Raw genomic sequence first — 21,148 nt, 5'->3', positions numbered from 1 at the left:
GCAGATCCCACCTTAGGCGACACGCTTGTGTGAATGAGTAACTTGTGCTTTGCTCATCGTGAATCTTTCACAGAGTTTGTGATCCATTCCGAAGAAACGAGGAAAGACATGCCCAACTGGCTCCCCGAGGTGTTCGGCACGCAGAAGCCGATCGTGGCGATGCTGCATCTGGCCCCGCTCCCCGGCGACCCCGGCTACGACACCGCGGCCGGAATGGCCGCGATCGTGAATCGCGCCAAGGGCGAGCTCGACGCGCTGCAGAGCGGCGGCGTCGATGCCGTGCTCATCTCCAACGAATTCAGCCTCCCGTACCTCACGAAGACCGAGCCGATCACCGCGATCAGCATGGCTCGCATCATCGGCGCGCTGCAGGGCGACCTCGCCGTGCCTTTCGGCGTGAACGTGCTCTGGGACGGCCGCGCCTCCATCGATCTCGCCACCGCCACCGATGCGGCGTTCGTTCGTGAGATCTTCACCGGCGTCTACGCCAGCGACTTCGGCCTCTGGAACACGAACGTCGGTGAGGTCGCGCGCCACCGACACCGCATCGGCGCATCGAACGTGAAGCTGCTGTTCAACATCGTGCCGGAGTCGGCGGCCTACCTCGCCGAGCGCGACCTCGGGTCCATCGCCCGCTCCACGGTGTTCGCGACCAACCCCGATGCCCTCTGCGTCTCCGGGCTCACCGCCGGCGCCCCCACTGACACGCAGTCGCTGGCCATCGTGAAGGAGAACGCCGGAGACGTGCCGGTATTCGTCAACACCGGAGTGCGCGCCTCCAACGTCGCCGACCAGCTGGCAGTGGCCGACGGGGCCGTCGTGGGCACCTATTTCAAGCACGACGGCAGGTTCGAGAACCGCGCCGACCGCGCACGGGTGGAAGAGCTCATGGGTGCTGCGAAGGCGTTCCGGTCGCAGCTGGCCTGACACGCGACCGCCGGCCACACGGAGCCGCCCCGCGATCCTGGTGACCGCGGGGCGGCTCCGTGTGCCTCAGGCGCGTCCCGTGCGGCTGCGCTAGGGACGCACCGGCAGCACGTCGCTCAAGTCGGCGCGCGTGCCCGAAGCATGGATGCGTCCGCCGTCTGCGGCATCCGCCCATCGCTCCGTGCCGGTGGACACGGCGATCCAGGTCGCCGCATCCATCTCCACCACGTTCGGCGGCGTGCCACGGGTGTGTCGAGGACCCTGGATGACCTGCACCGCACCGAAGGGAGGCACTCGCACTTCCACGCTGTTGCCCGGCGCCTTCTCGTCGAGCAGCTGCAGCAGATAGCGCACGGCGGTGGCGAGATCGGTGCGCTGCGGCTTCACGCCCGAGGCATCCGCGGAGCGGACGGCATCGAGAGCCGCGCGTCCGTCGACGATGTCGATCTTCCTGGCCATCTCTCCAGACTACGACCGACCGCGCGCGACGAGTCCTATGCTCGGACGCATGAGCATGCATCCCCAGGGCGCCCGCGCCGAGCTGCTCGCGGCAGTCGCCGACCATTCGTGGGGCGTGCGGATCCCGCCACTCGCCGACCCGCAGAGCGCGCACGATGCGGCTGTGCTCATCCTGTTCGGCGTGCTCGATCGCATCCCCGCCCCCACGACCGACGCGGCCGTCGCCCGTGACCTCGACGTGCTGCTGCAGCGACGCGCGCCCACCCTCTCGTCCCACCCCGGTCAGGTCTCATTCCCCGGTGGACGCGTGGAGCCGGACGATGCCGACGTCGTCGCCACGGCGCTGCGCGAAGCCGAGGAGGAGACCGGGCTCGATCCGGCGGGAGTCGAGATCCTGGCCACGCTGCCGGAGATCCCGCTCGCCGCGAGCAACCATCTCGTCACGCCCGTCCTGGCATGGTGGCAGTCGCCGTCGCGGGTCGTGGCGGTCGATCACGCCGAGACGGTCGAGGTGTTCCGGGTTCCCGTCGCGCAACTGCTCGCCCCCGAGACCCGGTTCACCTCGACGATCACCCGCATGGGGCACACGTTCCGGGGCCCGGCGTTCGACGTCGACGGCACGATCGTCTGGGGCTTCACCGCGATGGTGCTCGATGCGCTCTTCGACGCGGCCGGCTGGACCGTGACCTGGGATGCTGCCGTCGAACGGACCGTCGACCTCTGAGCCCCACCGAAACCCGGAGCGCGACCCTCGGTAGTCTGGACGGGTGAAGATTCTCGTCCTCGGTTCCGGTGCCCGTGAGCACGCGATCATCCTCGCCCTGCGGGCTGAGCAGACGGAGCACGAGATCTTCGTGGCTCCCGGCAACGCCGGCATGGCACAGGATGCGAGCCCCGTCTCGCTCGATCCGCTCGACGGCGGCGCAGTCACCGCGTTCGCGCATGAGCACGCGATCGACCTCGTCGTGGTGGGCCCCGAAGCTCCGCTCGTCGCCGGAGTCGCGGATGCCCTGCGCGTCCGCGGCATCCCGGTGTTCGGACCGGGCAAGGCCGCAGCGCAGCTGGAGGGCTCGAAGTCGTTCGCGAAGCGGGTCATGGATGCCGCCGGCGTGCCCACCGGCCGTGCCGTGCGCGCCGCCACCACGGCAGAGGTCGAGAACGCGTTCGACGATCTCGGCGCTCCTTACGTCGTGAAGGCCGACGGTCTGGCTGCGGGCAAGGGCGTCATCGTCACGTCCGACCGCGCCGAGGCGCTCGCGCACGCCGAGCAGTATCTTCCCGCCGGCCCGGTGCTGATCGAGGAGTTCCTGTCCGGTCCCGAGGTCTCCCTGTTCTTCCTGAGCGACGGCGACACCGTGCGTGCGCTCAGCCCCGCCCAGGACTTCAAGCGCGCACTCGACGGCGACGCCGGCCCCAACACCGGTGGCATGGGTGCCTACTCGCCGCTGCCCTGGCTCACCGAGCAGTTCGGCAGCGAGCAGGCTTTCGTCGACGAGGTCACGCGCGACGTGGCACTTCCCGTGGTGCGCCAGCTCGACGCAGAGGGCACGCCGTTCATCGGACTCCTCTACGCGGGCCTGATCCTCACCCCCGCCGGCGTGCGCGTGATCGAGTTCAACGCGCGCTTCGGAGATCCGGAGACGCAGATCGTGCTCCCGCGACTGGTCACCCCGCTGTCGGACCTGCTGTTCGCCGCGGCCTCGGGAACCCTCGAGGATCAGCCGGATCCCGTTTTCAGCGACGATGTCGCCATCACGGTCGTGCTGGCCAGCGAGGGATACCCCGAGGCACCGCAGACCGGCCGCCCGATCGAGGGCCTCGCGGAAGCCGCAGCCGTCGAGGGCGTCCGCATCGTGCACGCCGCGACCGCGAGCCCGGATGCTCCCGGCGGATCGCTCATCGCGACGGGAGGCCGTGTACTGAACGTGGTGGCGGTGGCTTCCGACTTCCGCACCGCGCGCGACCGCGCGTACGAGGCGATCGCCCGCATTCATCTCGACGGCTCCCACTACCGCACCGACATCGCCGCTCGCGTCGCCGAGTAGCCCTCCGCGCCCCGCCCCTGCCCCGCCGTCCCGCCCCGGCCCGTCCCGCCCCCTCTGTGTGCCCCCTCCGCCGAGCGCACGGGGTCTCGACGAGTGCACGGCTTCCCGACGCGGATACCCCGTTCGCTCGGCGAGTTCCCGTGCACTCGGGAGCACCACGAGCGGGGATACGTGAGGTGCGGTCGCGCGAATTCGGGCGAATGCGGGCAGGAATCCTGCCAACGTGCGGATCCGCGATTGACACGGGGGACTTTCTTCAAGAAAGTTAGCGGATGCCGCTCCGCTCCGACTGGTCCTCTGCGACCTGCCCCATCGCCCGCACCGCCGACGTGCTCGCCGACCCCTGGGTGCTGCTCATCCTGCGCGAGCTCTTCTCCGGCCGCACGCGTTTCGATCAGCTTCGTGACGCCACCGGCGCCGCCGACTCGGTGCTCTCCCGTCGCCTGACCGCGATGGGCGAGGCCGACCTCATCGCTCGCGAAGACCCCGACGATGCGCGCAGCGGCTATCGACTCACGGCCGCCGGACGCGAGACGCTCCCGATCCTGCACGCCTACGCGCGGTTCGCTCGCATCACCGACCCCGACGGGCCGTGGGGACTGACCGTGAGCTGCGGCCGCTGCGGCGATGTCTCGGACTCCGTCGACTGGTGCGCGACATGCGCGGCACCGCTCGACGCCGGCAGCACCCGGTGGGCACGGCGCAGCATGGGCGGGGAGTCCTTCGCCCTTCTCGCCGGAGACGCGGCATGACCGCCGAATCGCTCGACGGTCCGATCGAAGAGCCCCTGACCGGACGGCAGCGCCGCTTCCACCCTGCCTGGACCGTGGCCATGGTGGCCCTCATCGCGCTCATCGGCGCCGCCGGGTTCCGCGCCGCGCCCGGTGTGCTCATGGTGCCGCTCGAGGAGGAGTTCGGATGGACCACGGCGGAGCTCTCGCTCGCGGTCTCGATCAACCTGCTGCTGTACGGCCTCATCGCCCCGTTCGCGGCCGCCCTCATGCAGCGCTTCGGCATCCGCGCGGTCACGGTGGTCGCACTCTTCGTCATCGGAGCGGGCGCGGCGCTGAGCGTCTTCGTGGCGACTCCCGGCCAGCTCATCCTGACCTGGGGTGTGCTGATCGGGCTCGGCACCGGATCGATGGCCCTGGTGTTCGCCGCGACCATCACCGACACCTGGTTCGCGACCGGGCGCGGGCTCGTCTCCGGCGTGCTCACCGCCGGCAGTGCGACCGGGCAGCTGATCTTCCTCCCCGTGATCGCGGCTGCCGCGGAAGACGTCGGATGGCGCGGGGCGTCGCTCATCATCGCAGGCGGCGCCCTCGCCGTCGCGCCCCTCGTCTGGATCTTCCTGCGCAACAGACCGAGCGACCTCGGGGTCGCCCGGTACGGCGAGACCACGCCCGTCATGGCGGCGGATCCCGTTCCTCGGGGCACGGCGTGGGGTGCGGCGAAACTCGCGATCTCCACCCTGAGGGAGGCCGCTCGCACCAAGACCTTCTGGGCACTGGCGATCGGCTTCGCGATCTGCGGAGCGACGACCAACGGACTGATCGGCACGCACTTCATCCCGAGCGCGCACGACCATGGGATGGCGACGACGACCGCGGCCGGGCTGCTGGCCGTGGTGGGCGTCTTCGACATCGTCGGCACCGTGTTCTCCGGCTGGCTCACCGACCGGGTGAACCCGCGCATCCTGCTCGCCGCCTACTACGCGCTGCGCGGAGTGAGTCTGCTGTTCCTGCCGAGCCTGCTCTCGGCCGAGGTGCAACCCAGCATCATCGTGTTCATCGTGATCTACGGGCTCGACTGGGTCGCGACCGTGCCACCGACGATCGCGCTCTGCCGTGAGGTCTTCGGAGACAAGGGCCCGCTCGTGTTCGGCTGGGTGTTCGCGGCCCACCAGATCGGCGCCGGCATCGCCTCGGTCCTCGCCGGGATCGTGCGCGACCACACCGGCCAGTACACGTTCGCCTGGTTCGCCGCCGCCGGACTGTGCGCGGTCGCCGCCCTCGTCAGCGCGACCATCCGCCGCCACCCCGTATCCGTTCGCGAGTAGCTCACCCCATCCCGCACCGCACCGCACCGCACCGCACCGCACCGCACCGCACCGAGTGCACGGGAAGCTACCGAATGCACGGCTTCTCAACGCAAACTTCCCGTGCACTCGGCGAGTACACGGGAAGTCGACGCGGATGTGCGCGACGCGGATGTGCGCCGCGCTCAGAGCACCTTGGAGAGGAAGTCCTTCAGGCGTTCGTTCTTGGGCGAGCCGAAGAGCTCGGCGGGCGGGGCCTCCTCGACCACGACACCGCCGTCCATGAAGACCGTGCGGCCGGAGACCTCGCGCGCGAAGCCCATCTCGTGCGTCACCAGCACCATGGTCATGCCGCCGGACGCCAGGTCGCGGATGACCTGCAGCACCTCACCGACCATCTCGGGGTCGAGCGCGCTCGTGGCCTCATCGAACAGCATGATCTCGGGGTCCATCGCGAGCGCACGCGCGATCGCGACGCGCTGCTTCTGACCACCGGACAGGGATGCGGGCTTCGCATCGGCCTTCTCCGAGAGACCGACCCGCTCCAGGAGCGACAGCGCCCGCTCGCGGGCCTCGGCCTTCGTCATCTTCCCGCACTCGACCGGCGCGAGGGTGATGTTCTCGAGCACCGTCATGTGCGGGAACAGGTTGAAGTGCTGGAACACCATGCCGATGCGCTGGCGCACCTCGTCGAGCTTCACGCTCTTGTCGGTCAGGTCGACGCCGTCGATGATGACGTGCCCCGACGTGGGCTCCTCGAGCTTGTTGAGGCAGCGCAGCAGCGTGGACTTGCCCGACCCCGACGGACCGATGACCGCGACGACCTCGCCGTCTTCCACCGAGAGGTTGATGCCCTTGAGCACCTCGTTGTCTCCGAACGACTTGTGCAGGTCCTGCACCACGATCTTGCTCATGCGTTGAACGTCCTCTCCAGGCGGTTCGCGAGCAGCGTCAGCAGCGTGATCACGACGAAGTAGATGATGGCGACGATCGTCAGCACCTGCGCCGACAGGTACGTCGAGGCGATGATCTGGCGAGAGACGAACGTCAGTTCCGCCAGGCCGATCACACTGATCAGCGAGGTGTCCTTCAGCGTGATGATGCCCTGGTTGACGAACGACGGGATCATGATGCGGAACGCCTGCGGGAGCACGACCTTCTGCATGGTCTTCCAGTGGCCGAGACCCAGCGAGCGCGAGGCCTCGTTCTGTCCGGGATCGACCGCCTGGATGCCTCCGCGGATGATCTCGGTCATGTACGCGCCCGTGTTGAGCGAGAGCGTGATCGCTCCGGCGACGAACGGGTTGAACGTGAGGCCAGGGAACAGCTGCGGGATCGCGAAGAACACGAAGAACGCCTGGATGAGGATCGGCGTCCCGCGGAACACGTAGACGTAGGCCGTCGCGATCCAGCGGAACGGTGCGAACTTCGAGACCCGGCCGAAGCCGAAGATGAGCCCGAGGATGAAGGCGGCGACGATGGCGACGATCGTCGCGAGGATCGTGAGCCACAGGCCTTCCATGAGCGCGGGCCAGTACTGCACCGCGACCGAGATGATGTCGGTCGGCTGCGACGATTCCTCGCCGCCCGCCAGGTACGTGTCGACGATCTTGTCGTACTCGCCCGAAGACTTGAGGTTCGCGAGTCCGGCGTTGAACATCTCGATCAGTTCGGGGTTCTGCCCCTTGTTCACCGCGAAGCCGTACTCGCCGCCGAGCTCGGGCTCACCGATCAGGCGGAAGCCGGAACCCTGCTGGATGCCGTAGGCCAGCACCGGGAAGTCCTCGAAGTAGCCGACCGCCTGGCCGGCCTTCACAGCGTCGACCATGTCGGTCGTGTCCTGGTACGGGGTGACCTTGAAGCCGTACTCGTCCTTGTTCTCGTCGGCGAAGGTCTGCCCCTGCGTGCCGGTCTTCACGGCCACGGCCTTGCCGTCGAGGTCGTCGAGCGACTGGATGTCGCTCGACTCGAGAACGCCCAGCTGGATGCCGCTGGTGAAGTAGGGCTCACTGAAGTCGAAGGTCTTCTGTCGCTCCTCGGTGATCGACATGCCGGCCATGACCGCATCGACCTGGTTCGACTGCAGCGCCTGCACCGCGGCGTCGAATCCGAGCTGGCGGATCTCGACCTCGAAGCCCTGGTCCTTCGCGATCGCGCGGAGCAGGTCCATGTCGATGCCGACGAGGTTGCCGTCCTTGTCGGTGAACTCGAACGGCGCGAAGGTCGTGTCGGTGCCGATGACGTACTTGTCGCCGTCGCTCGCGGCGGTGGCGGGGGCGGCTCCGGCGAGGAGCGCTCCGACGGCGACGAAGGCGACGAGCGCGGCCGCACCGGCGGTGCGCATCGATCGGCGCAGGCGGCCCGCCGCGGCGGATGGATTTCGGATCACGACGTGTGCTCCTCGGGTCGACAGCAGCGACCGGACGACCGCCGAGGATCTACCCTAGCTCGCGGCGAGTCGGGTCCCCGAAATATCGATCCAGTACCGGCGCACGCGAGGCCGCCCGGCCTCCGGCGCATCGATCACGTCTTCGAGCTCGCCACCGGCCCCCTCGATGGTGCGGATGGACCCGATGTTGTCGTCATCGCAGGTGAGCATCACGCGTTCGTACCCCTCCGCCTTCGCCTGGCGGAGAATCTGCCGCATCGCCTCGCGCACGATCCCTTCGCGGCGACGGGAAGGGATCACCGAATAGCCGATGTGGCCACCGAAGCGACGCAGGTAGTCGTTGAGCTCGCGGCGGAAGGAGAGGAAGCCGACCACCTGGTCCCCCTCGGTGATCCAGTAGTAATCGCAGGGCACGTGGCCCTCCGGGAGAACCGCACCGGGTGTGGCGTACAGCTCTGCGCGCTCGACGAACTCCTCGAACGCGGCCCGGTCGGGCACGAAACCCTTCTCGAGACCGCCCCCGTCGACGTGTCCGCCCTCGAACTCGCCCACTGCGGCGGCCCAGGATTCGAAGAGGTCGGTGGTCGGTCGAGAGAGTGCGATCGTCATCGCCCGATGACACCAGAAAGGGGCCGCGTGCGCAAACCGACGGACACGACCCCTCCCCGGGTTCGACTACTCGGCCCGCACGGCCGCGGGTGCCGCCGCCGCCGTCTTGTCGTAACGACCCAGGAACAGCGAGGCGATCAGGGCGACCGCCATGACGCACGCCGGCAGCAGGATCGACTGCGACATCCCCGCCGCGAACCCTTCGGCCACCTGGGGCGGCAGCGATCCGCCGGTCGAGATGCCCGCCGGGGCGTCGGCGAGGCCCGGGAGGTTCGCCTCGAGACGCGACTGCATGAACGCGGCGATGGATGCCGAGCCGATCACCGACCCGATGGTCCTGGTCGTGTTGTAGATGCCGGCGCCCGCCCCCGCCTGACGCGGCGGCAGCTTGCGCGTCGCCGTGGTGGCGAGCGGACCCCACATGCCGGCGTTGCCGATGCCCATCAGCGCAGAGGGAAGCAGGAACATCCAGATCGGGGTGTCCATGTTGATCAGTGCCGAGTACCAGACCAGCGCTCCGGCGACGCAGAGCAGGCCGGGGATGAGGATGATGCGCGGATCGACCCGGTCGAGGAGCTTCCCCGCGGCCGGGGCGAGCACCCCCGAGAGCACCGCCATCGGGATCAGGAGCAGTGCCGCTTCGGTGGGCGTGAGTCCGCGTGCGGTCTGCAGGAAGAACATCATCGGCAGCGACATGCTCGTCACCGTGAAGCCGACGGCGGCGATCGCCACGTTCGCGCCCGAGAAGTTGCGGTCGCGGAACAGGTCGAGCGGCACCAGCGGCTCGCTGCGGGTCTTGGCCTGCTGGAAGATGAACAGCCCGAGCACCACGAGGCCGACGATGATCAGGCTCCATACCGAGATCGGCCCCCAGATCACACCCCAGTCGTACTTCTCGCCCTCCTGGAGTCCAAACACGATGAGGAACAGCGCCACGGCGCTCAGCACCACACCCACGATGTCGAACCGGTGCGGATGCGTCGCGAGCTTGGGCACCAGACGCCAGGCGAGCACGAAGGCGACGATGCCGACCGGGATGTTCACGAAGAAGATCCACTCCCAGCCGAAGCCGTCGACGAGCAGACCGCCCACGAGGGGACCGACGAGAGTCGCGACACCAGCGGTCGCCCCCCAGAGACCCATCGCGGCGCCGCGGCGCTCGGGCGGGAAGGTGCGGGTGATCACGGCCATGGTCTGCGGCGTCATGAACGCCGCTCCGAGACCCTGCACCGCGCGGGCGACGATCAGGCCCTCGAGTGTGGTCGACAGTCCGCACCACAGCGACGCGAGGGTGAAGACCGCGAGGCCGATCAGGTAGATGTTCTTCGGGCCGAAGCGGTCACCGAGACGTCCGGTGATCAGCAGCGGCACCGCATAGGCGAGCAGGTAGGCGCTCGTGACCCACACGACGTTGTCGAGATTGTTCGTGTTCGGGTCGAGCGCCGCCTTGATGGCCGGGTTCGCGACCGACACGATCGTGGTGTCGACGAGGATCATGAAGAAGCCGATGACCAGCGCCCAGAGGGCGGGCCAAGGGCTCGTGGGCTTGTGCCCCACGGAATAGGTGCCGGTCGACGGACCGGATGTCGAGGGCGTGGACACCGGGGGGCGGTCTCCGTCGCGAGGGGTATCTGTCATTGCTGTGCGGCCTTTCGCTGAGCGCGGTAGCGGTCTGAGTTCTGGAATGCCGTGGGACCCCACGGCAGGACTTCGGTCTGGAGGCGGTCCAGGAGGGTGTCGAGCCAGCGCAGCTCGGCGTCCAGCAGTGCCTCCTGACGCTCGATCTCGACGAGCACCTGCTCGGGCACGCTCTTCTCCCTGGCCGTCCGCAGGCCGTCGCGGTGCCGCGCGTGATCGCCGACGAGCGCCACCCGCCGCTCCTGCAGGAGGTCGATCACCTCCGGCCTCTCGAGGTTGTGGGCCTCGGCGAGCGCGATGCGGAAGTCGGCGGGTCGGTCGATGCGGGGCAGCTCGCGCCGCACCCACGTGACGACCGCGTCACGTCCGGCATCCGTCAGGGAGTAGGTCGTGCGCTCCGGACGATTGCCCTCGCGGTCGATGCCGAGCTCATCGATCAGCCCGGCACGATGCAGCCGGGACACCGTGTGGTAGAGCGTCCCGTTGGTGATCGTGATCAGGCGATCATCGTGGCGGGCCCGCATGAGCCGCACCATCTCGTAGGGGTGCATGTCGCCCTCGCGCAGCAGCGCGAGCACCATCACCCCCATGGGGGTGAGTCGGTCGACGGCATCCTTCTTCATGTCCCCACCTCAAATAGTCCATGTGGACTATACGCCCCCCAACGGACACCGACAAGACCGACATCCGCGGCCCCTCAGCTGATCAGCCCAGAGCGGCCGCGAGCTGCGTCGCGGTGAGGGGTCGGTCCGCGTAGACGAGCCGCATCACCGCAGGATCGGGGTTGCCGACATCCGGCGCACGATGCACGAGCTCGAGGCCCAGCTTCTCCGCGACGTGCGCCGACGCGCGGTTGTGCTCCACGAGATAGGCGATGACCGGGCGATCGGGGTCGATGAGCCGCGCCTGCTCGATCCCGGCGCGCGCCAGCTCGGTCGCATACCCGTGCCCGTGCTGGTCGGCCGCGATGCGGTAGCCGACGTTCCACACCTCGCCGCGAAGCAGCGTGCAGCCGCCGTTCCCGATGATCTCGCCCGTGTCGCGCAGACGTGCCACCCATGATCCGAGTCCCGCCTGCTCCCAGCTGCGGTCCCAACGCCTCATCATGTCGAGAGTCGCGGCGGGGTCGGTGTGTCGAAGGCTCGGGAAGTGCGTCCACACCCGCGGATCGTTCTGGATCGCGAAGATCGCATCGAGGTCGGCCTCCACCGCCCGCGACAGACGGAGCCGGTCGGTGAAGATGTCGTCAGCCACGCCTCCACGCTAGACACCGGCTCCGACACCCGTCGGCGCGACCCACGGACGCGGGCGATCGCGGTCGCACGGAACCGGGATAATAGGCGGGTGAGCACACCTTCAGAAGGCACGGCACAGAGCATTCCCGGCTGGCGGCACATCTACTCGGGCAAGGTCCGCGACCTGTATGCCTCGGAAGACCCGGCGGACACCCGCATCCTCGTCGTGGCCTCCGACCGCGTGAGCGCCTTCGACTTCGTGCTCTCCCCCGGCATCACCGACAAGGGCGCCCTGCTGACACGGCTGAGCCGCTGGTGGTTCGCCCAGCTCTCCGACTTCCCCAACCACATCGCCGCGGGCGAGCTGCCCGAGGCCGTCGCCGATCGCGCCATGCTCGCGCAGTCGCTCGAGATGCTGCCGATCGAGTGCGTCGTGCGCGGCTACATCACCGGTTCCGGCTGGGTCGAGTACCAGGAGAGCGGCACCGTGTGCGGCATTCCGCTCCCGGCCGGCCTGCAGAACGGCGATCGGCTGCCTGAGCCGCTGTTCACCCCGGCGTACAAGGCCCCGATGGGCGAGCACGACGAGAACATCACGTTCGAGCGCGCCGTCGAGCTCGTCGGCGCCGAGCGGGCGGCCGAACTACGCGACACCTCCCTGGCGATCTACACGGCTGCGGCCGCCATCGCCGAGGAGAAGGGCCTGATCCTCGCCGACACCAAGTTCGAGTTCGGGACGGATGCCGACGGCACCCTGCGCCTGGCCGACGAGGTGCTCACGAGCGACTCCTCCCGGTACTGGGATGCGGAGGCCTGGCGCACCGGCACGACGCCGAACGAGCGGATGGCCAGCTTCGACAAGCAGATCGTGCGCGACTGGCTGGCCGCGAACTGGGACCAGCAGGGCGAGCCGCCGCTGCTTCCGGACGACGTGGTCGCGCGCACCGCCGACCGCTACCGCGAGCTGATCGAGCGCCTCGGCGCCTGACTCGCGACCGTCGAGGCCACTCGTCACGGACCGGTCCGCGGACCGGTCCGCGGACGGATGCATGACGACCGGACAGATGCATGACCATCGGCTGCGCGCCCCTCATGCATCCTTCATCCGCTCCTGCACCTGAGCGCAGGTCGGCGCCCGCGCTCAGGAAAAACTCAGGAATCGGTAGTGTTGCTCCAGCACTCCTGCCATCCCCCGAACCTTGAGGAGCCCGCATGGCCCTGTGGAAGCTGCACGGAAACGGCCGCACGGTCGAGCCCGGTGCCGTCGTCCGTCCCGACGAGCGCCTGAACTGGCCCGCGACGATCGCGATCGGTCTCCAGCACGTCGTGGCGATGTTCGGCGCGACGTTCCTGGTGCCGATCATCACCGGGTTCCCGGTCGCCACCACGTTGCTCTTCAGCGGTGTGGGCACGATCCTGTTCCTGCTGGTCACCCGCAACAAGCTGCCCAGTTACCTGGGTTCGTCGTTCGCGTTCATCGCGCCGGTGACCGCAGCGACCGCGTCCGCGAACATGGGCACCGCCCTGGCCGGGATCGTCGCCGTCGGCGTGCTGCTGGCGATCATCGGCGTCGTGGTGCACACGGTCGGGGTGAAGTGGGTGGACCGCTTCCTGCCGCCGGTACTCGCCGGAACGATCGTCGCCCTCATCGGTTTCAACCTCGCGGGCGCAGCGCACAACAACTACGCCGCAGCGCCGGTGACCGCGACCTTCACCCTCGCCATCACCATTCTCTTCGCCGTCGTCTTCCGCGGATTCCTCGGCCGCATCTCGATCTTCCTCGGCGTCATCGCGGGGTACATCTTCGCGGCGTTCCGCGGTGAGCTCGACTTCGCAGCAGTCGAGAAGGCGGACTGGGTCGGCCTTCCGACCTTCACGTTCCCGAACTTCACCGAGCCCGGCACGCTCACGGCGCTTGCGATGTTCCTCCCGGTCGTTCTCGTTCTGATCGCCGAGAACGTCGGCCACGTCCGCGGCGTCGCGACCATGACCGGAGACGCGACGGTGAACCAGCAGACAGGCAAGGCGCTGATCGCGGACGGCGTCTCGACGACCCTCGCCGGATTCTTCGGCGGTTCCGGCACGACGACCTACGGCGAGAACATCGGCGTGATGGCGTCCACCCGCGTGTACTCCACCGCCGCCTACTGGGTGGCGGGCACGGCCGCGATCCTGCTCAGCCTCTCCCCGAAGTTCGGCGAAGTCATCAACTCGGTGCCCGCCGGTGTGCTCGGCGGCGTGACGACGGCGCTCTACGGTCTGATCGGGGTCATCGGCATCAAGATCTGGGTCGACAACCGCGTCGACTTCTCGCGCCCGGTCAACCAGTACACGGCGGCCGTCGCGCTGATCATGGCGGTCGGCGGCTTCATGATCAAGGACGAGGCTTCCGGCTTCGAACTCGACGGCATCGTCATCGCCACGGTGGCTGCGATCCTGATCTACCACCTCGGCAACCTGATCGCGCGCCTGCGCAAGACCGGTGCCGACGACCCGAAGCCGCTCGAGGCGGTCGGTCCGCTCGGCGGCGACCCCGAGTAGGCCGCGCCGCGCACAGACGGAGATCCCGGATGCCTCTCGTGAGGCATCCGGGATCTCTGCGTTTCGGGTGGTGCGCCAGAACGCTCAGTCGATGACCGCGAGCACCCCATCGGCGGCGACCATCGCGGACAGCTCGACCCGCTGAGACAGCGATCCGGATCTGTGGGCGGTCACCGTGGTCTCCATCTTCATGGCGTCGAGGACCGCGACCGGCTCTCCCTCCGCGACCTGGGTGCCGTCGTCGACGAGCCAGCGCACCAGCGTGCCCGGCACCGGTGCGCGCAGTTCGGTCGGGTCGGACGTGGGCGCTGCGGGCGCGGGGGCAGCCGGACGACCGAGGCCCGACAGCAGGCCGGCCGGGAGACCCAGCATCACGCGTCGGCCGTCGATCTCGACAGGGAAGCGCTGCAGTGCGGAGTCCGACATGGCCGCCGGCCGCGACTGCGTCTCCAGCTTCGGCAGCAGCGCACTCTCGATCCACTGCGTGTGCACCGCGAAGGTCGCCGTGCCGAACGCCTCCTCGTCGAGCGCCATCACGTCGAACGGGATCACCGTCGCCGGCCCCACGACGGTCAGCTCACGCAGAGCCCGCCGCGCCCGCACGATGGCCGCATCGCGGGACTCGGCGTGCACGATCAGCTTGGCGATCATCGAGTCGAAGGCCGGATGCACGACATCGCCCTCTTCGATGCCGCTGTCCCAGCGCACGCCGGGTCCGCCGGGGATCCGCAGTCTCTCGACACGACCGGGGCTCGGCAGGAAGCCCCGCCCGGGGTCCTCGGCATTGATGCGGAACTCGAACGCGTGCCCGATGGGTGCCGGCGTCTCGACGAAGGACGGACCTTCCCCGAACGCGATGCGGAACTGCTCGCGCACCAGGTCGGTTCCGGTGACCTCCTCGGTGACCGGATGCTCCACCTGAAGCCTTGTGTTCACCTCGAGGAACGAGATGGTGCCGTCGGCCGCGAGCAGGAACTCCACGGTGCCGGCCCCGCGGTACTCCACCTCGCCGCAGATCGACCGTGCCGCGTCGTGGAAACGCGTCCGCTGTTCGACGGAGAGTCCCGGCGCCGGCGCCTCCTCGATGAGCTTCTGGTTCCGACGCTGCATCGAGCAGTCGCGGTCGCCGACCACCACGACACCGCCGCGCCCGTCGCCGAGCACCTGCACCTCGATGTGCCGCGGGCTCTCGAGGAAGCGCTCCACGAAGCACTCTCCGCGACCGAATGCCGCGATCGCCTCGCGAGTGGCCGCGTCGAAAGCCGCCGCGACCTCGGACAGCTCGCGCACCACCTTGAGCCCGCGGCCGCCACCGCCGAACGCCGCCTTGATCGCGATGGGGAGTCCGTGCTCCTCGGCGAACGCCACCGCCTCCTCAGGCCCGGCCAGCGGCTGGTCGGTACCGGCGGCGAGCGGCGCTCCGACCCGCTGCGCGATACGGCGAGCGGTCATCTTGTCGCCGAGTGCGTCGATGCTCTCGGGCGACGGCCCGATCCAGACCAGCCCGGCATCCTCGACGGCCCGTGCGAACGCGGCGCTCTCCGAGAGGAAGCCGTATCCGGGGTGCACGGCGGTCGCATCCGCCCGGCGCGCGGCGGCGAGCAGCGCCTCGATGGAAAGATACGTGTCGGCCCCCGTTGCTGCCCCCAGGCCCACGGCCTCATCGGCCAGGCGCACGTGCAGGGCGTCGGCATCCTGATCCGCATAGACCGCGACCGAGGTGTATCCGGCCTCGGCGCAGGCGCGGACGACGCGCACCGCGATCTCCCCGCGGTTGGCGATCAGGACCCTCTGCGTGGTCGGCTCGGTCGACACGGTGGTCATGAGGACTCCTTGACGGTGAAACGAAGACGCACTCCCGGAGCCAGTTGACCGGCGAGGTCGAGGCTGCGGTCCGTGAGGGCGCCGATGATGGGGTATCCCCCGGTGAGCGGATGATCCGGCAGGAACAGGACGGGCTGCCCATCGGGCGGCACCTGGACGGCCCCCGTGACAGCACCCTCGCTCGGCAGTTCGCCACCGACCGCGCGCTCCAGGGGCACCTCCCCCTGGAGCCTGATGCCGACGCGATCCGAACGCGGCGTGACGGTCCACTCCTGTCCGGTGAGGGTCGCGAGCGCGTGCCCCGTGAACCAGTCGTCCCGAGGGCCGAGCGTGATCTCGAGGTCGACGAGCTCTCCCGAGGCAGGGAGCTCGCGCGGCAGCGCATCGGGCTCGACGGGATGCGGCGCCGCGCCGCCCACCGGGACGACGGCACCCGCCACGAGCGCTTCCGGGCCGAGCCCGGCGAGGGTGTCCACCGCACGGCTGCCCAGCGTGGGCACCGCATCCAGGCCTCCTCGCACGGCGACGACGTAGCGCAGCCCGCGCTCGGGGTGACCGAGGGTCAGTTCGTCGCCATCGACGGTGGCGAAGGGCTCACCGTGCGCCACGGAACGAACGGTGCCGCCGACCTCGGTCAGGCGGAGCGCGCCGATCGCGCCGGCGACCGCGGCGACGCCGGCTCCCCGGAATCGCAGGACGGCTCCTCCGACGCTCTCGAGCACCGCGGCGTCGCGTGCATTGCCCACGGCACGGTTCGCGTCGTGCATGGCCCGGCGGTCCGCAGCCCCGGATGCCGAGACGCCGAGTGCCGCATAGCCCGGGCGCCCGGCGTCCTGCACGAGCAGCTGCAGCGACGGGCGGACCACCTCGACGGCGACTCCCGCGCCGAAACCCAGACCATCTGCATCCGTCGCGGAGTGCTGCGCCGCGACGCGCGGTGCGTGCGTCGGGTCGTCTCCGTTTCGGCCCGGGTGACCGCCCTCCAGCCGAGCGGCCTCCCGCACCTGCGCGAACCGCACCGCCGTCCCGGGCGACAGCAGCGCGGGAGGGTTCCGCTCGATGTCCCACATCACGGCGTCCGTGCGTCCGATGAGCTGCCATCCGCCCGGGCTCTCGCGCGGGTAGACGCCGGTGAACTGCCCGGCGAGCGCGACCGAGCCGGCGGGCACGCGTGTGCGCGGCGACGATCGGCGCGGCACGTCGAACAGGGGATCGCTGCTCACGACGTATCCGAAGCCGGGGGCGAAACCGGAGAACGCCACCCGCCAGTCCGCGGCGAGGTGCCTGTTGACGAGTTCCTCCGCCGAGACGCCCAACAGCGATGCCGCCTCGTCGAGGTCTTCGCCGTCGTATCGCACCGGTACGGTGACCTCGCCGGTGCCCGGCGGATGCGCGGTGTCGATCTCGGTCGCGGCCAGCACCGCTGAGAGATCGGCGGCCGAGACCCGCACCGGATCGAAGCGCACGAGCACGGTGCGGGCGCCGGGGATGCGCTCGACGATGCCGGGCACGCCCTCCCACGCGAGGTTCAGGCGCATCGCCTCGTCGAGGTCGGATGCCTCGACGAGGAGAGCGTGATCGGATGCCGTGAGGATGCGCATCAGACGAGGTACTCCGCATCCGGAACATCGGTGATGAACATGTACCCGGGCGCGTGCGTGATCGCGAACGGCGGCTTCGAGGCCATGATCGCGGCCTGCGGGGTGACACCGCAGGCCCAGAAGACGGGCACTTCGCCGTCGCGCACCTCGGGAGCATCCCCGAAGTCGGGATGCGCCAGGTCGTGGATGCCGAGCGATGCCGGGTCGCCGATGTGCACCGGAGCGCCGTGCACCGCGGGAGTGCGGCCGGAGATCTGCACGGCATCCGCGACGCGAGCCGCGGGGATCGGACGCATCGAGACGACCATCTCTCCGCGCAGTCGTCCGGCGGGCACGCACGACACGGAGGTGCGGTACATGGGCACGTTCCGGCCGAGCTCCTGATGGCGGATCGGGATCCCTGCCTGTACGAGTCCGGATTCGAAGGTGAAGCTGCATCCGATGAGGAAAGCCACGAGGTCGGGATGCTCCGCCCAGGCCGCAGTCGCGTCGGCGACCTCCTCGACCAGTTCCCCGTCGCGCCAGATGCGGTACCGGCCGATGTCGGTGCGGATGTCGCTGCCGGGCGCGAGCCGTGACTCCACCGCGCCCTGCTCGATCACCTCGAGCACCGGGCACGGCTTCGGGTTCCGCTGCGCGAAGAGCAGCGTCTCGAAGGCCCAGTCGGCCGGCACCGCGATGAGGTTCGCCTGGGTCAGCCCGACCGCGACTCCGCTGGTCGGCTCGGCGTGACCGGCCCGGATCGCGGCGCGAGCAGCGCGTGCGTCGGCGAGTTGGTCGGCGGTGGCGAGAACGGTCATGTCAGGCGCCCGCGAACGGGGCGATCGTGATTCCCGCCTCCTGCAGCATCCGCTTGGTCTCCGCGGCCATGGCCACCGAGCCGGGACTGTCGCCGTGCACGCAGATCGACTGCGCGACCACGGGCACATCGGTGCCGTCGATCGCACGGATCACGCCGTCGGCGGCGAGGCGCACCATGCGCTCGGCGACCGCTGCCGGGTCGTGCAGCACCGCGCCCTCCTCGGTGCGCGAGACGAGCTGCCCGTCGGGCTGATACGCGCGGTCCGCGAACGCCTCGGCGGCGACGGCGAGCCCTGCCCGCTCGGCCACGTCGAGCACGACGCCTCCGGAGAGCCCGAGCAGCACCAGGCCAGGGTCGATCGCGCGGATCGCGGCCACGACGTCCTTCGACTGCCGCTCGTCGCGGGCGATCGTGTTGTAGAGAGCGCCGTGCGGCTTGACGTACGAGACCCGGCCGCCCACCGCGGAGGCGAGCCCGATGAGCGCGCCGAGCTGGTACTCGACGTGCGCCTGCAGCGTGGCCGAGTCGATGTCGACCTTCGTGCGTCCGAAGTTCTCGTAGTCGCGGTAACCGGGGTGCGCGCCGATCACCACGCCGTCCGCCACGGCAGCCGCGAGCGTCTCGCGGATCCCCTCGGGGCTGCCGGCATGGAAACCGCACGACACGTTCGCGCTCGTGACGAGGCGGAGCATGCTCGCGTCGTCGCTGACGATCCGGTCGGCGACGTTCTCGCCGAGGTCCGAGTTCAGGTCGATCGATGTCATGCGATCACGCTCCGATTCCGAGGAAGGCGAAGATGGGGCCGACCGAGACGATACCCATGTACCAGGTGAGCAGCGTCACGAGCGTACCGGCGACGAGCAGCCACATCGGGTACTTCTTCGAGCCGAGCAGGTCGCGACGGAACCAGCCGATGTACATGAACACCGTGAGTCCGATCGGCAGGATCAGGCCGTTGAAGCCGCCGACGAACACGAGGATCGCCGCAGGAGCGGTACCGATCGAGAGGTACACCGCCAGCGACACCACGATGAACGCGACGGTCGCGAGCTGCAGCGGCCACCCGCCCTTGAGCTTCGTGGTGAAGGTGGAGAGGAAGGTGGCGGAGGTGTAGGCCGCACCGATGACCGAGCTGATCGCCGCGGCCCAGAAGATCGCACCGAAGATGCGGAGGCCGGCGTCGCCGAGCACCGCGCCGAACGCCTGACCCGCGGGGTTCGCGCCCTGCCCGGAGAGGTCGAGCGTGACGCCGGAGGCCACGACGCCGAGGATCGCGAGGAACAGGACGTAGCGCATCACGCCGGTGACGAGGATGCCGTTGGTCGCCGCGCGCATGACGGGGCCGGCGTGCTCCGGTCCGGTGTGTCCCGAGTCGAGGTAGCGGTGGGCGCCGGAGTAGGTGATGTATCCGCCGACGGTGCCGCCGACGATGGTGGTGATGGTGGCGAAGTTCAGCTCGTCGGGCACGAAGGTCTGGCGCAGCGCCTCGCCGATCGGCGGCTGGGCGATCACGGCCACGACCACGGTCATGACGATCATGGCGATTCCCAGCACGACCAGCACGATGTCCATCACGGGGCCCGCCTTCTTCACCAGGAAGATGATGATCGCGAGGGCCGCGGTGACCATGCCGCCGAGCTTGGGGTCGATGCCGAGCAGGGCGTTGAGTCCCAGTCCGCCACCGGCGATGTTCCCGATGTTGAAGGCCAGCCCGCCGATCACGACGAGCACGGCGATCAGGTGTCCGGAGAAGGGGATGGCGCTGTTCGCGAGTTCGCCGGCGCGCTTGCCGGACGAGGTGATCATGCGCCAGACGTTCAGCTGCACCGCGATGTCGACGAGGATCGAGATGAGGATCGCGAACGCGAAGGCGGCCCCCATCGTCGCTGTGAACGTGGCGGTCTGCGTGATGAAGCCGGGGCCGATGGCGCTGGTGGCCATGAGGAAGATCGCGCCGATGACGGCACTGCGGCCCGCGCGCTTCTTGGCGGACGAGAGGCGGGCTTCGTCCTCCGGGGAGAGGGAGGCGGTGGTCTGCTCTGACATGCGGGGGGTTCCCATCGTCGTTGGTGGGTGTCGGGTGACCCCCAGTGTAGAACGGATAGGCATTGATTGTTCAACAATCATGTTACGGCCGTGCTACAGAACGGTTGCTTTCGTGTGATTTCCCTCCTGCGACCGCAGACGATCCTGCGGCGCTGCCGCCTACGATGAAGGCATGAACCAGCAGGGCCCGCTCGCCGACGTCCTCCGTCAGCGCATCATCGACGGCGACTTCGCACCGGGGTCACGACTCTCGGAATCAGCCCTCGCCGAGCAGTTCGACGTCTCGCGCAACACGCTTCGCGAAGCCTTCCGTGTGCTCGCCGAGCAGGGCCTCGTCGAGCACATCCCCCACCGCGGGGTCTCGGTGGCGTCACCGACCATCGCCGACGTGATCGACATCTATCGGGCCCGCCGCGTGATCGAATGCACCGCACTGCGCCAGTCCGAGCCCGAGCACCCCGCCGTGCAGCTCATGCGCGAAGCCCTGGCCGAGGCCGAGGAGCAGCTGCCGCACGAGGATTGGCGACGCATCGGCAGCGCGAACATGGCCTTCCACGACGCGATCGTCGCCCTCGCCGACAGCGCACGGCTCGCCCGCACCTACCGCGATGTCGCCGCCGAGCTGCGTCTCGTCTTCCTCGAGATCGACGAGCCGAGGTCGCTGCACGAGCCGTACGTCCGTCGGAACCGCGCGGTGCTCACGGCTCTGCTGGAACAGGGGCCCGAAGCCGCTGCGGAAGAACTCGAGCGCTACCTCACCGCATCGGAGCGCAGTGTGTTGGGGGCTTTCGCCCGCATGGGCCACGCCTGACCCCCGACGTCTCGCCGGGACGCACACCACCTTCGACCAGAACGACGTTCGGTATTTTTGACCTGAGTGCATAAATCTGTGAACGTGCCGGGAGATGCCTTGCCATCGCGTGAGAGCCATGCTTACCGTGAGCGCACTTCGACAGGATCGGCTGCGCAGAGTTGCTCACCTTTCCGCCGGGGG

20 protein-coding genes are annotated in these 21,148 nt (G+C 69.2%); 8 read left to right on the top strand and 12 right to left on the bottom strand.

What is annotated here, in order from left to right; genetic code table 11:
* Window positions 1-108 precede the first annotated feature (108 nt).
* Window positions 109-927: a BtpA/SgcQ family protein gene (locus MST3598_RS02445; RefSeq protein WP_021199209.1), complete on the top strand. Its 819-nt coding sequence runs from the start codon at window positions 109-111 to the stop codon at window positions 925-927.
* Window positions 928-1,017: 90 nt separating this feature from the next.
* On the opposite strand, the gene MST3598_RS02440 is transcribed toward MST3598_RS02445, so the two are convergent.
* Complete coding sequence (locus tag MST3598_RS02440; RefSeq protein ID WP_021199210.1) at window positions 1,018-1,386, bottom strand: sterol carrier family protein; 369 nt, start codon at window positions 1,384-1,386, stop codon at window positions 1,018-1,020.
* 49 nt (window positions 1,387-1,435) lie between these two features.
* Here MST3598_RS02440 and MST3598_RS02435 point away from each other — a divergent pair, with 49 nt between their 5' ends.
* The 4 genes from MST3598_RS02435 to MST3598_RS02420 all read left to right on the top strand — a co-directional run bounded on the left by MST3598_RS02435 (window position 1,436) and on the right by MST3598_RS02420 (window position 5,490).
* Window positions 1,436-2,110, top strand: coding sequence for an NUDIX hydrolase (locus tag MST3598_RS02435; protein ID WP_081859751.1), 675 nt, complete (start codon window positions 1,436-1,438; stop codon window positions 2,108-2,110).
* Window positions 2,111-2,153: 43 nt separating this feature from the next.
* Window positions 2,154-3,431, top strand: a complete 1,278-nt coding sequence (gene purD / locus MST3598_RS02430) for a phosphoribosylamine--glycine ligase (RefSeq protein WP_021199212.1) — start codon at window positions 2,154-2,156, stop codon at window positions 3,429-3,431.
* Window positions 3,432-3,703: 272 nt separating this feature from the next.
* Window positions 3,704-4,183 carry a winged helix-turn-helix transcriptional regulator gene (locus tag MST3598_RS02425; RefSeq protein ID WP_051670962.1) on the top strand — a complete coding sequence of 160 codons (480 nt, stop codon included), beginning with the start codon at window positions 3,704-3,706 and terminating at the stop codon, window positions 4,181-4,183.
* On the top strand, window positions 4,180-5,490 hold the full coding sequence (locus tag MST3598_RS02420; RefSeq protein WP_029258787.1) for an MFS transporter: 1,311 nt from the start codon (window positions 4,180-4,182) through the stop codon (window positions 5,488-5,490). The genes MST3598_RS02425 and MST3598_RS02420 overlap by 4 nt, the downstream gene beginning before the upstream one ends.
* Before the next feature lie 164 nt (window positions 5,491-5,654).
* Here the strand turns inward: MST3598_RS02420 and MST3598_RS02415 are convergent, their stop codons facing one another.
* The 6 genes from MST3598_RS02415 to MST3598_RS02390 form a co-directional block, all read right to left on the bottom strand.
* Window positions 5,655-6,383 (bottom strand): amino acid ABC transporter ATP-binding protein, encoded by a 729-nt coding sequence (locus MST3598_RS02415; RefSeq protein WP_029258788.1) that lies wholly within the window; start codon window positions 6,381-6,383, stop codon window positions 5,655-5,657.
* The gene (locus MST3598_RS02410; RefSeq protein WP_021199216.1) at window positions 6,380-7,858 is read right to left on the bottom strand and encodes an amino acid ABC transporter substrate-binding protein/permease; all 1,479 of its coding nucleotides are present in this window, start codon (window positions 7,856-7,858) and stop codon (window positions 6,380-6,382) included. Before MST3598_RS02410 ends, MST3598_RS02415 begins: the two co-directional genes overlap by 4 nt.
* Before the next feature lie 54 nt (window positions 7,859-7,912).
* Window positions 7,913-8,467, bottom strand: a complete 555-nt coding sequence (locus tag MST3598_RS02405) for a GNAT family N-acetyltransferase (protein ID WP_029258789.1) — start codon at window positions 8,465-8,467, stop codon at window positions 7,913-7,915.
* A 66-nt stretch (window positions 8,468-8,533) separates the two neighbouring features.
* On the bottom strand, window positions 8,534-10,105 hold the full coding sequence (locus MST3598_RS02400; RefSeq protein WP_269320226.1) for an MFS transporter: 1,572 nt from the start codon (window positions 10,103-10,105) through the stop codon (window positions 8,534-8,536).
* Entirely contained in the window at window positions 10,102-10,728 is a 627-nt protein-coding gene (locus MST3598_RS02395; RefSeq protein WP_021199219.1) for a PadR family transcriptional regulator, read from the bottom strand. The genes MST3598_RS02400 and MST3598_RS02395 overlap by 4 nt, the downstream gene beginning before the upstream one ends.
* An 82-nt stretch (window positions 10,729-10,810) precedes the next feature.
* Window positions 10,811-11,359: a GNAT family N-acetyltransferase gene (locus MST3598_RS02390; protein ID WP_029258791.1), complete on the bottom strand. Its 549-nt coding sequence runs from the start codon at window positions 11,357-11,359 to the stop codon at window positions 10,811-10,813.
* Window positions 11,360-11,449: 90 nt separating this feature from the next.
* Between MST3598_RS02390 and MST3598_RS02385 the strand changes: the two genes are divergently transcribed.
* Together MST3598_RS02385 and MST3598_RS02380 are read left to right on the top strand one after the other, a co-directional pair.
* On the top strand, window positions 11,450-12,328 hold the full coding sequence (locus MST3598_RS02385) for a phosphoribosylaminoimidazolesuccinocarboxamide synthase (RefSeq protein ID WP_029258792.1): 879 nt from the start codon (window positions 11,450-11,452) through the stop codon (window positions 12,326-12,328).
* A gap of 224 nt (window positions 12,329-12,552) precedes the next feature.
* Complete coding sequence (locus MST3598_RS02380) at window positions 12,553-13,881, top strand: uracil-xanthine permease family protein (protein ID WP_029258793.1); 1,329 nt, start codon at window positions 12,553-12,555, stop codon at window positions 13,879-13,881.
* Window positions 13,882-13,965: 84 nt separating this feature from the next.
* Here MST3598_RS02380 and MST3598_RS02375 read toward each other — a convergent pair whose 3' ends face one another.
* The 5 genes from MST3598_RS02375 to MST3598_RS02355 are packed head-to-tail and all read right to left on the bottom strand — an operon-like array spanning window position 13,966 to window position 20,154.
* On the bottom strand, window positions 13,966-15,705 hold the full coding sequence (locus MST3598_RS02375) for an acetyl/propionyl/methylcrotonyl-CoA carboxylase subunit alpha (protein ID WP_029258794.1): 1,740 nt from the start codon (window positions 15,703-15,705) through the stop codon (window positions 13,966-13,968).
* The gene (locus tag MST3598_RS02370) at window positions 15,702-17,306 is read right to left on the bottom strand and encodes an urea amidolyase family protein (RefSeq protein WP_029258795.1); all 1,605 of its coding nucleotides are present in this window, start codon (window positions 17,304-17,306) and stop codon (window positions 15,702-15,704) included. Before MST3598_RS02370 ends, MST3598_RS02375 begins: the two co-directional genes overlap by 4 nt.
* On the bottom strand, window positions 17,306-18,106 hold the full coding sequence (locus MST3598_RS02365) for a putative hydro-lyase (protein ID WP_029258796.1): 801 nt from the start codon (window positions 18,104-18,106) through the stop codon (window positions 17,306-17,308). Before MST3598_RS02365 ends, MST3598_RS02370 begins: the two co-directional genes overlap by 1 nt.
* A 1-nt stretch (window position 18,107) precedes the next feature.
* The gene (locus tag MST3598_RS02360) at window positions 18,108-18,872 is read right to left on the bottom strand and encodes a LamB/YcsF family protein (protein WP_021199226.1); all 765 of its coding nucleotides are present in this window, start codon (window positions 18,870-18,872) and stop codon (window positions 18,108-18,110) included.
* Window positions 18,873-18,876: 4 nt separating this feature from the next.
* Window positions 18,877-20,154 carry an NRAMP family divalent metal transporter gene (locus MST3598_RS02355; RefSeq protein ID WP_021199227.1) on the bottom strand — a complete coding sequence of 426 codons (1,278 nt, stop codon included), beginning with the start codon at window positions 20,152-20,154 and terminating at the stop codon, window positions 18,877-18,879.
* Between the two features lie 172 nt (window positions 20,155-20,326).
* Here MST3598_RS02355 and MST3598_RS02350 point away from each other — a divergent pair, with 172 nt between their 5' ends.
* The gene (locus tag MST3598_RS02350; RefSeq protein WP_021199228.1) at window positions 20,327-20,965 is read left to right on the top strand and encodes a GntR family transcriptional regulator; all 639 of its coding nucleotides are present in this window, start codon (window positions 20,327-20,329) and stop codon (window positions 20,963-20,965) included.
* Window positions 20,966-21,148: the final 183 nt, after the last annotated feature.

The sequence above is a fragment of the Microbacterium sp. TPU 3598 genome, from assembly GCF_002356155.1.
Taxonomy (GTDB): Bacteria; Actinomycetota; Actinomycetes; order Actinomycetales; family Microbacteriaceae; genus Microbacterium; species Microbacterium maritypicum_A.
The sequence above is the reverse complement of the archived record's forward strand: the minus strand, read 5'-3'. Positions and strand labels throughout refer to the sequence as shown.

What these genes read in the sequence shown, in the direction of transcription:
- MST3598_RS02360 (WP_021199226.1), bottom strand. Translation starts at nt 18,872, where the DNA reads ATGACATCGATCGACCTGAACTCGGACCTCGGCGAGAACGTCGCCGAC.
- MST3598_RS02425 (WP_051670962.1), top strand. Translation starts at nt 3,704, where the DNA reads ATGCCGCTCCGCTCCGACTGGTCCTCTGCGACCTGCCCCATCGCCCGC.
- MST3598_RS02420 (WP_029258787.1), top strand. Translation starts at nt 4,180, where the DNA reads ATGACCGCCGAATCGCTCGACGGTCCGATCGAAGAGCCCCTGACCGGA.
- MST3598_RS02350 (WP_021199228.1), top strand. Translation starts at nt 20,327, where the DNA reads ATGAACCAGCAGGGCCCGCTCGCCGACGTCCTCCGTCAGCGCATCATC.
- MST3598_RS02395 (WP_021199219.1), bottom strand. Translation starts at nt 10,728, where the DNA reads ATGAAGAAGGATGCCGTCGACCGACTCACCCCCATGGGGGTGATGGTG.
- MST3598_RS02405 (WP_029258789.1), bottom strand. Translation starts at nt 8,467, where the DNA reads ATGACGATCGCACTCTCTCGACCGACCACCGACCTCTTCGAATCCTGG.
- MST3598_RS02400 (WP_269320226.1), bottom strand. Translation starts at nt 10,105, where the DNA reads ATGACAGATACCCCTCGCGACGGAGACCGCCCCCCGGTGTCCACGCCC.
- MST3598_RS02440 (WP_021199210.1), bottom strand. Translation starts at nt 1,386, where the DNA reads ATGGCCAGGAAGATCGACATCGTCGACGGACGCGCGGCTCTCGATGCC.
- MST3598_RS02445 (WP_021199209.1), top strand. Translation starts at nt 109, where the DNA reads ATGCCCAACTGGCTCCCCGAGGTGTTCGGCACGCAGAAGCCGATCGTG.
- MST3598_RS02355 (WP_021199227.1), bottom strand. Translation starts at nt 20,154, where the DNA reads ATGTCAGAGCAGACCACCGCCTCCCTCTCCCCGGAGGACGAAGCCCGC.
- MST3598_RS02365 (WP_029258796.1), bottom strand. Translation starts at nt 18,106, where the DNA reads ATGACCGTTCTCGCCACCGCCGACCAACTCGCCGACGCACGCGCTGCT.
- MST3598_RS02370 (WP_029258795.1), bottom strand. Translation starts at nt 17,306, where the DNA reads ATGCGCATCCTCACGGCATCCGATCACGCTCTCCTCGTCGAGGCATCC.
- MST3598_RS02435 (WP_081859751.1), top strand. Translation starts at nt 1,436, where the DNA reads ATGAGCATGCATCCCCAGGGCGCCCGCGCCGAGCTGCTCGCGGCAGTC.
- MST3598_RS02415 (WP_029258788.1), bottom strand. Translation starts at nt 6,383, where the DNA reads ATGAGCAAGATCGTGGTGCAGGACCTGCACAAGTCGTTCGGAGACAAC.
- MST3598_RS02380 (WP_029258793.1), top strand. Translation starts at nt 12,553, where the DNA reads ATGGCCCTGTGGAAGCTGCACGGAAACGGCCGCACGGTCGAGCCCGGT.
- MST3598_RS02375 (WP_029258794.1), bottom strand. Translation starts at nt 15,705, where the DNA reads ATGACCACCGTGTCGACCGAGCCGACCACGCAGAGGGTCCTGATCGCC.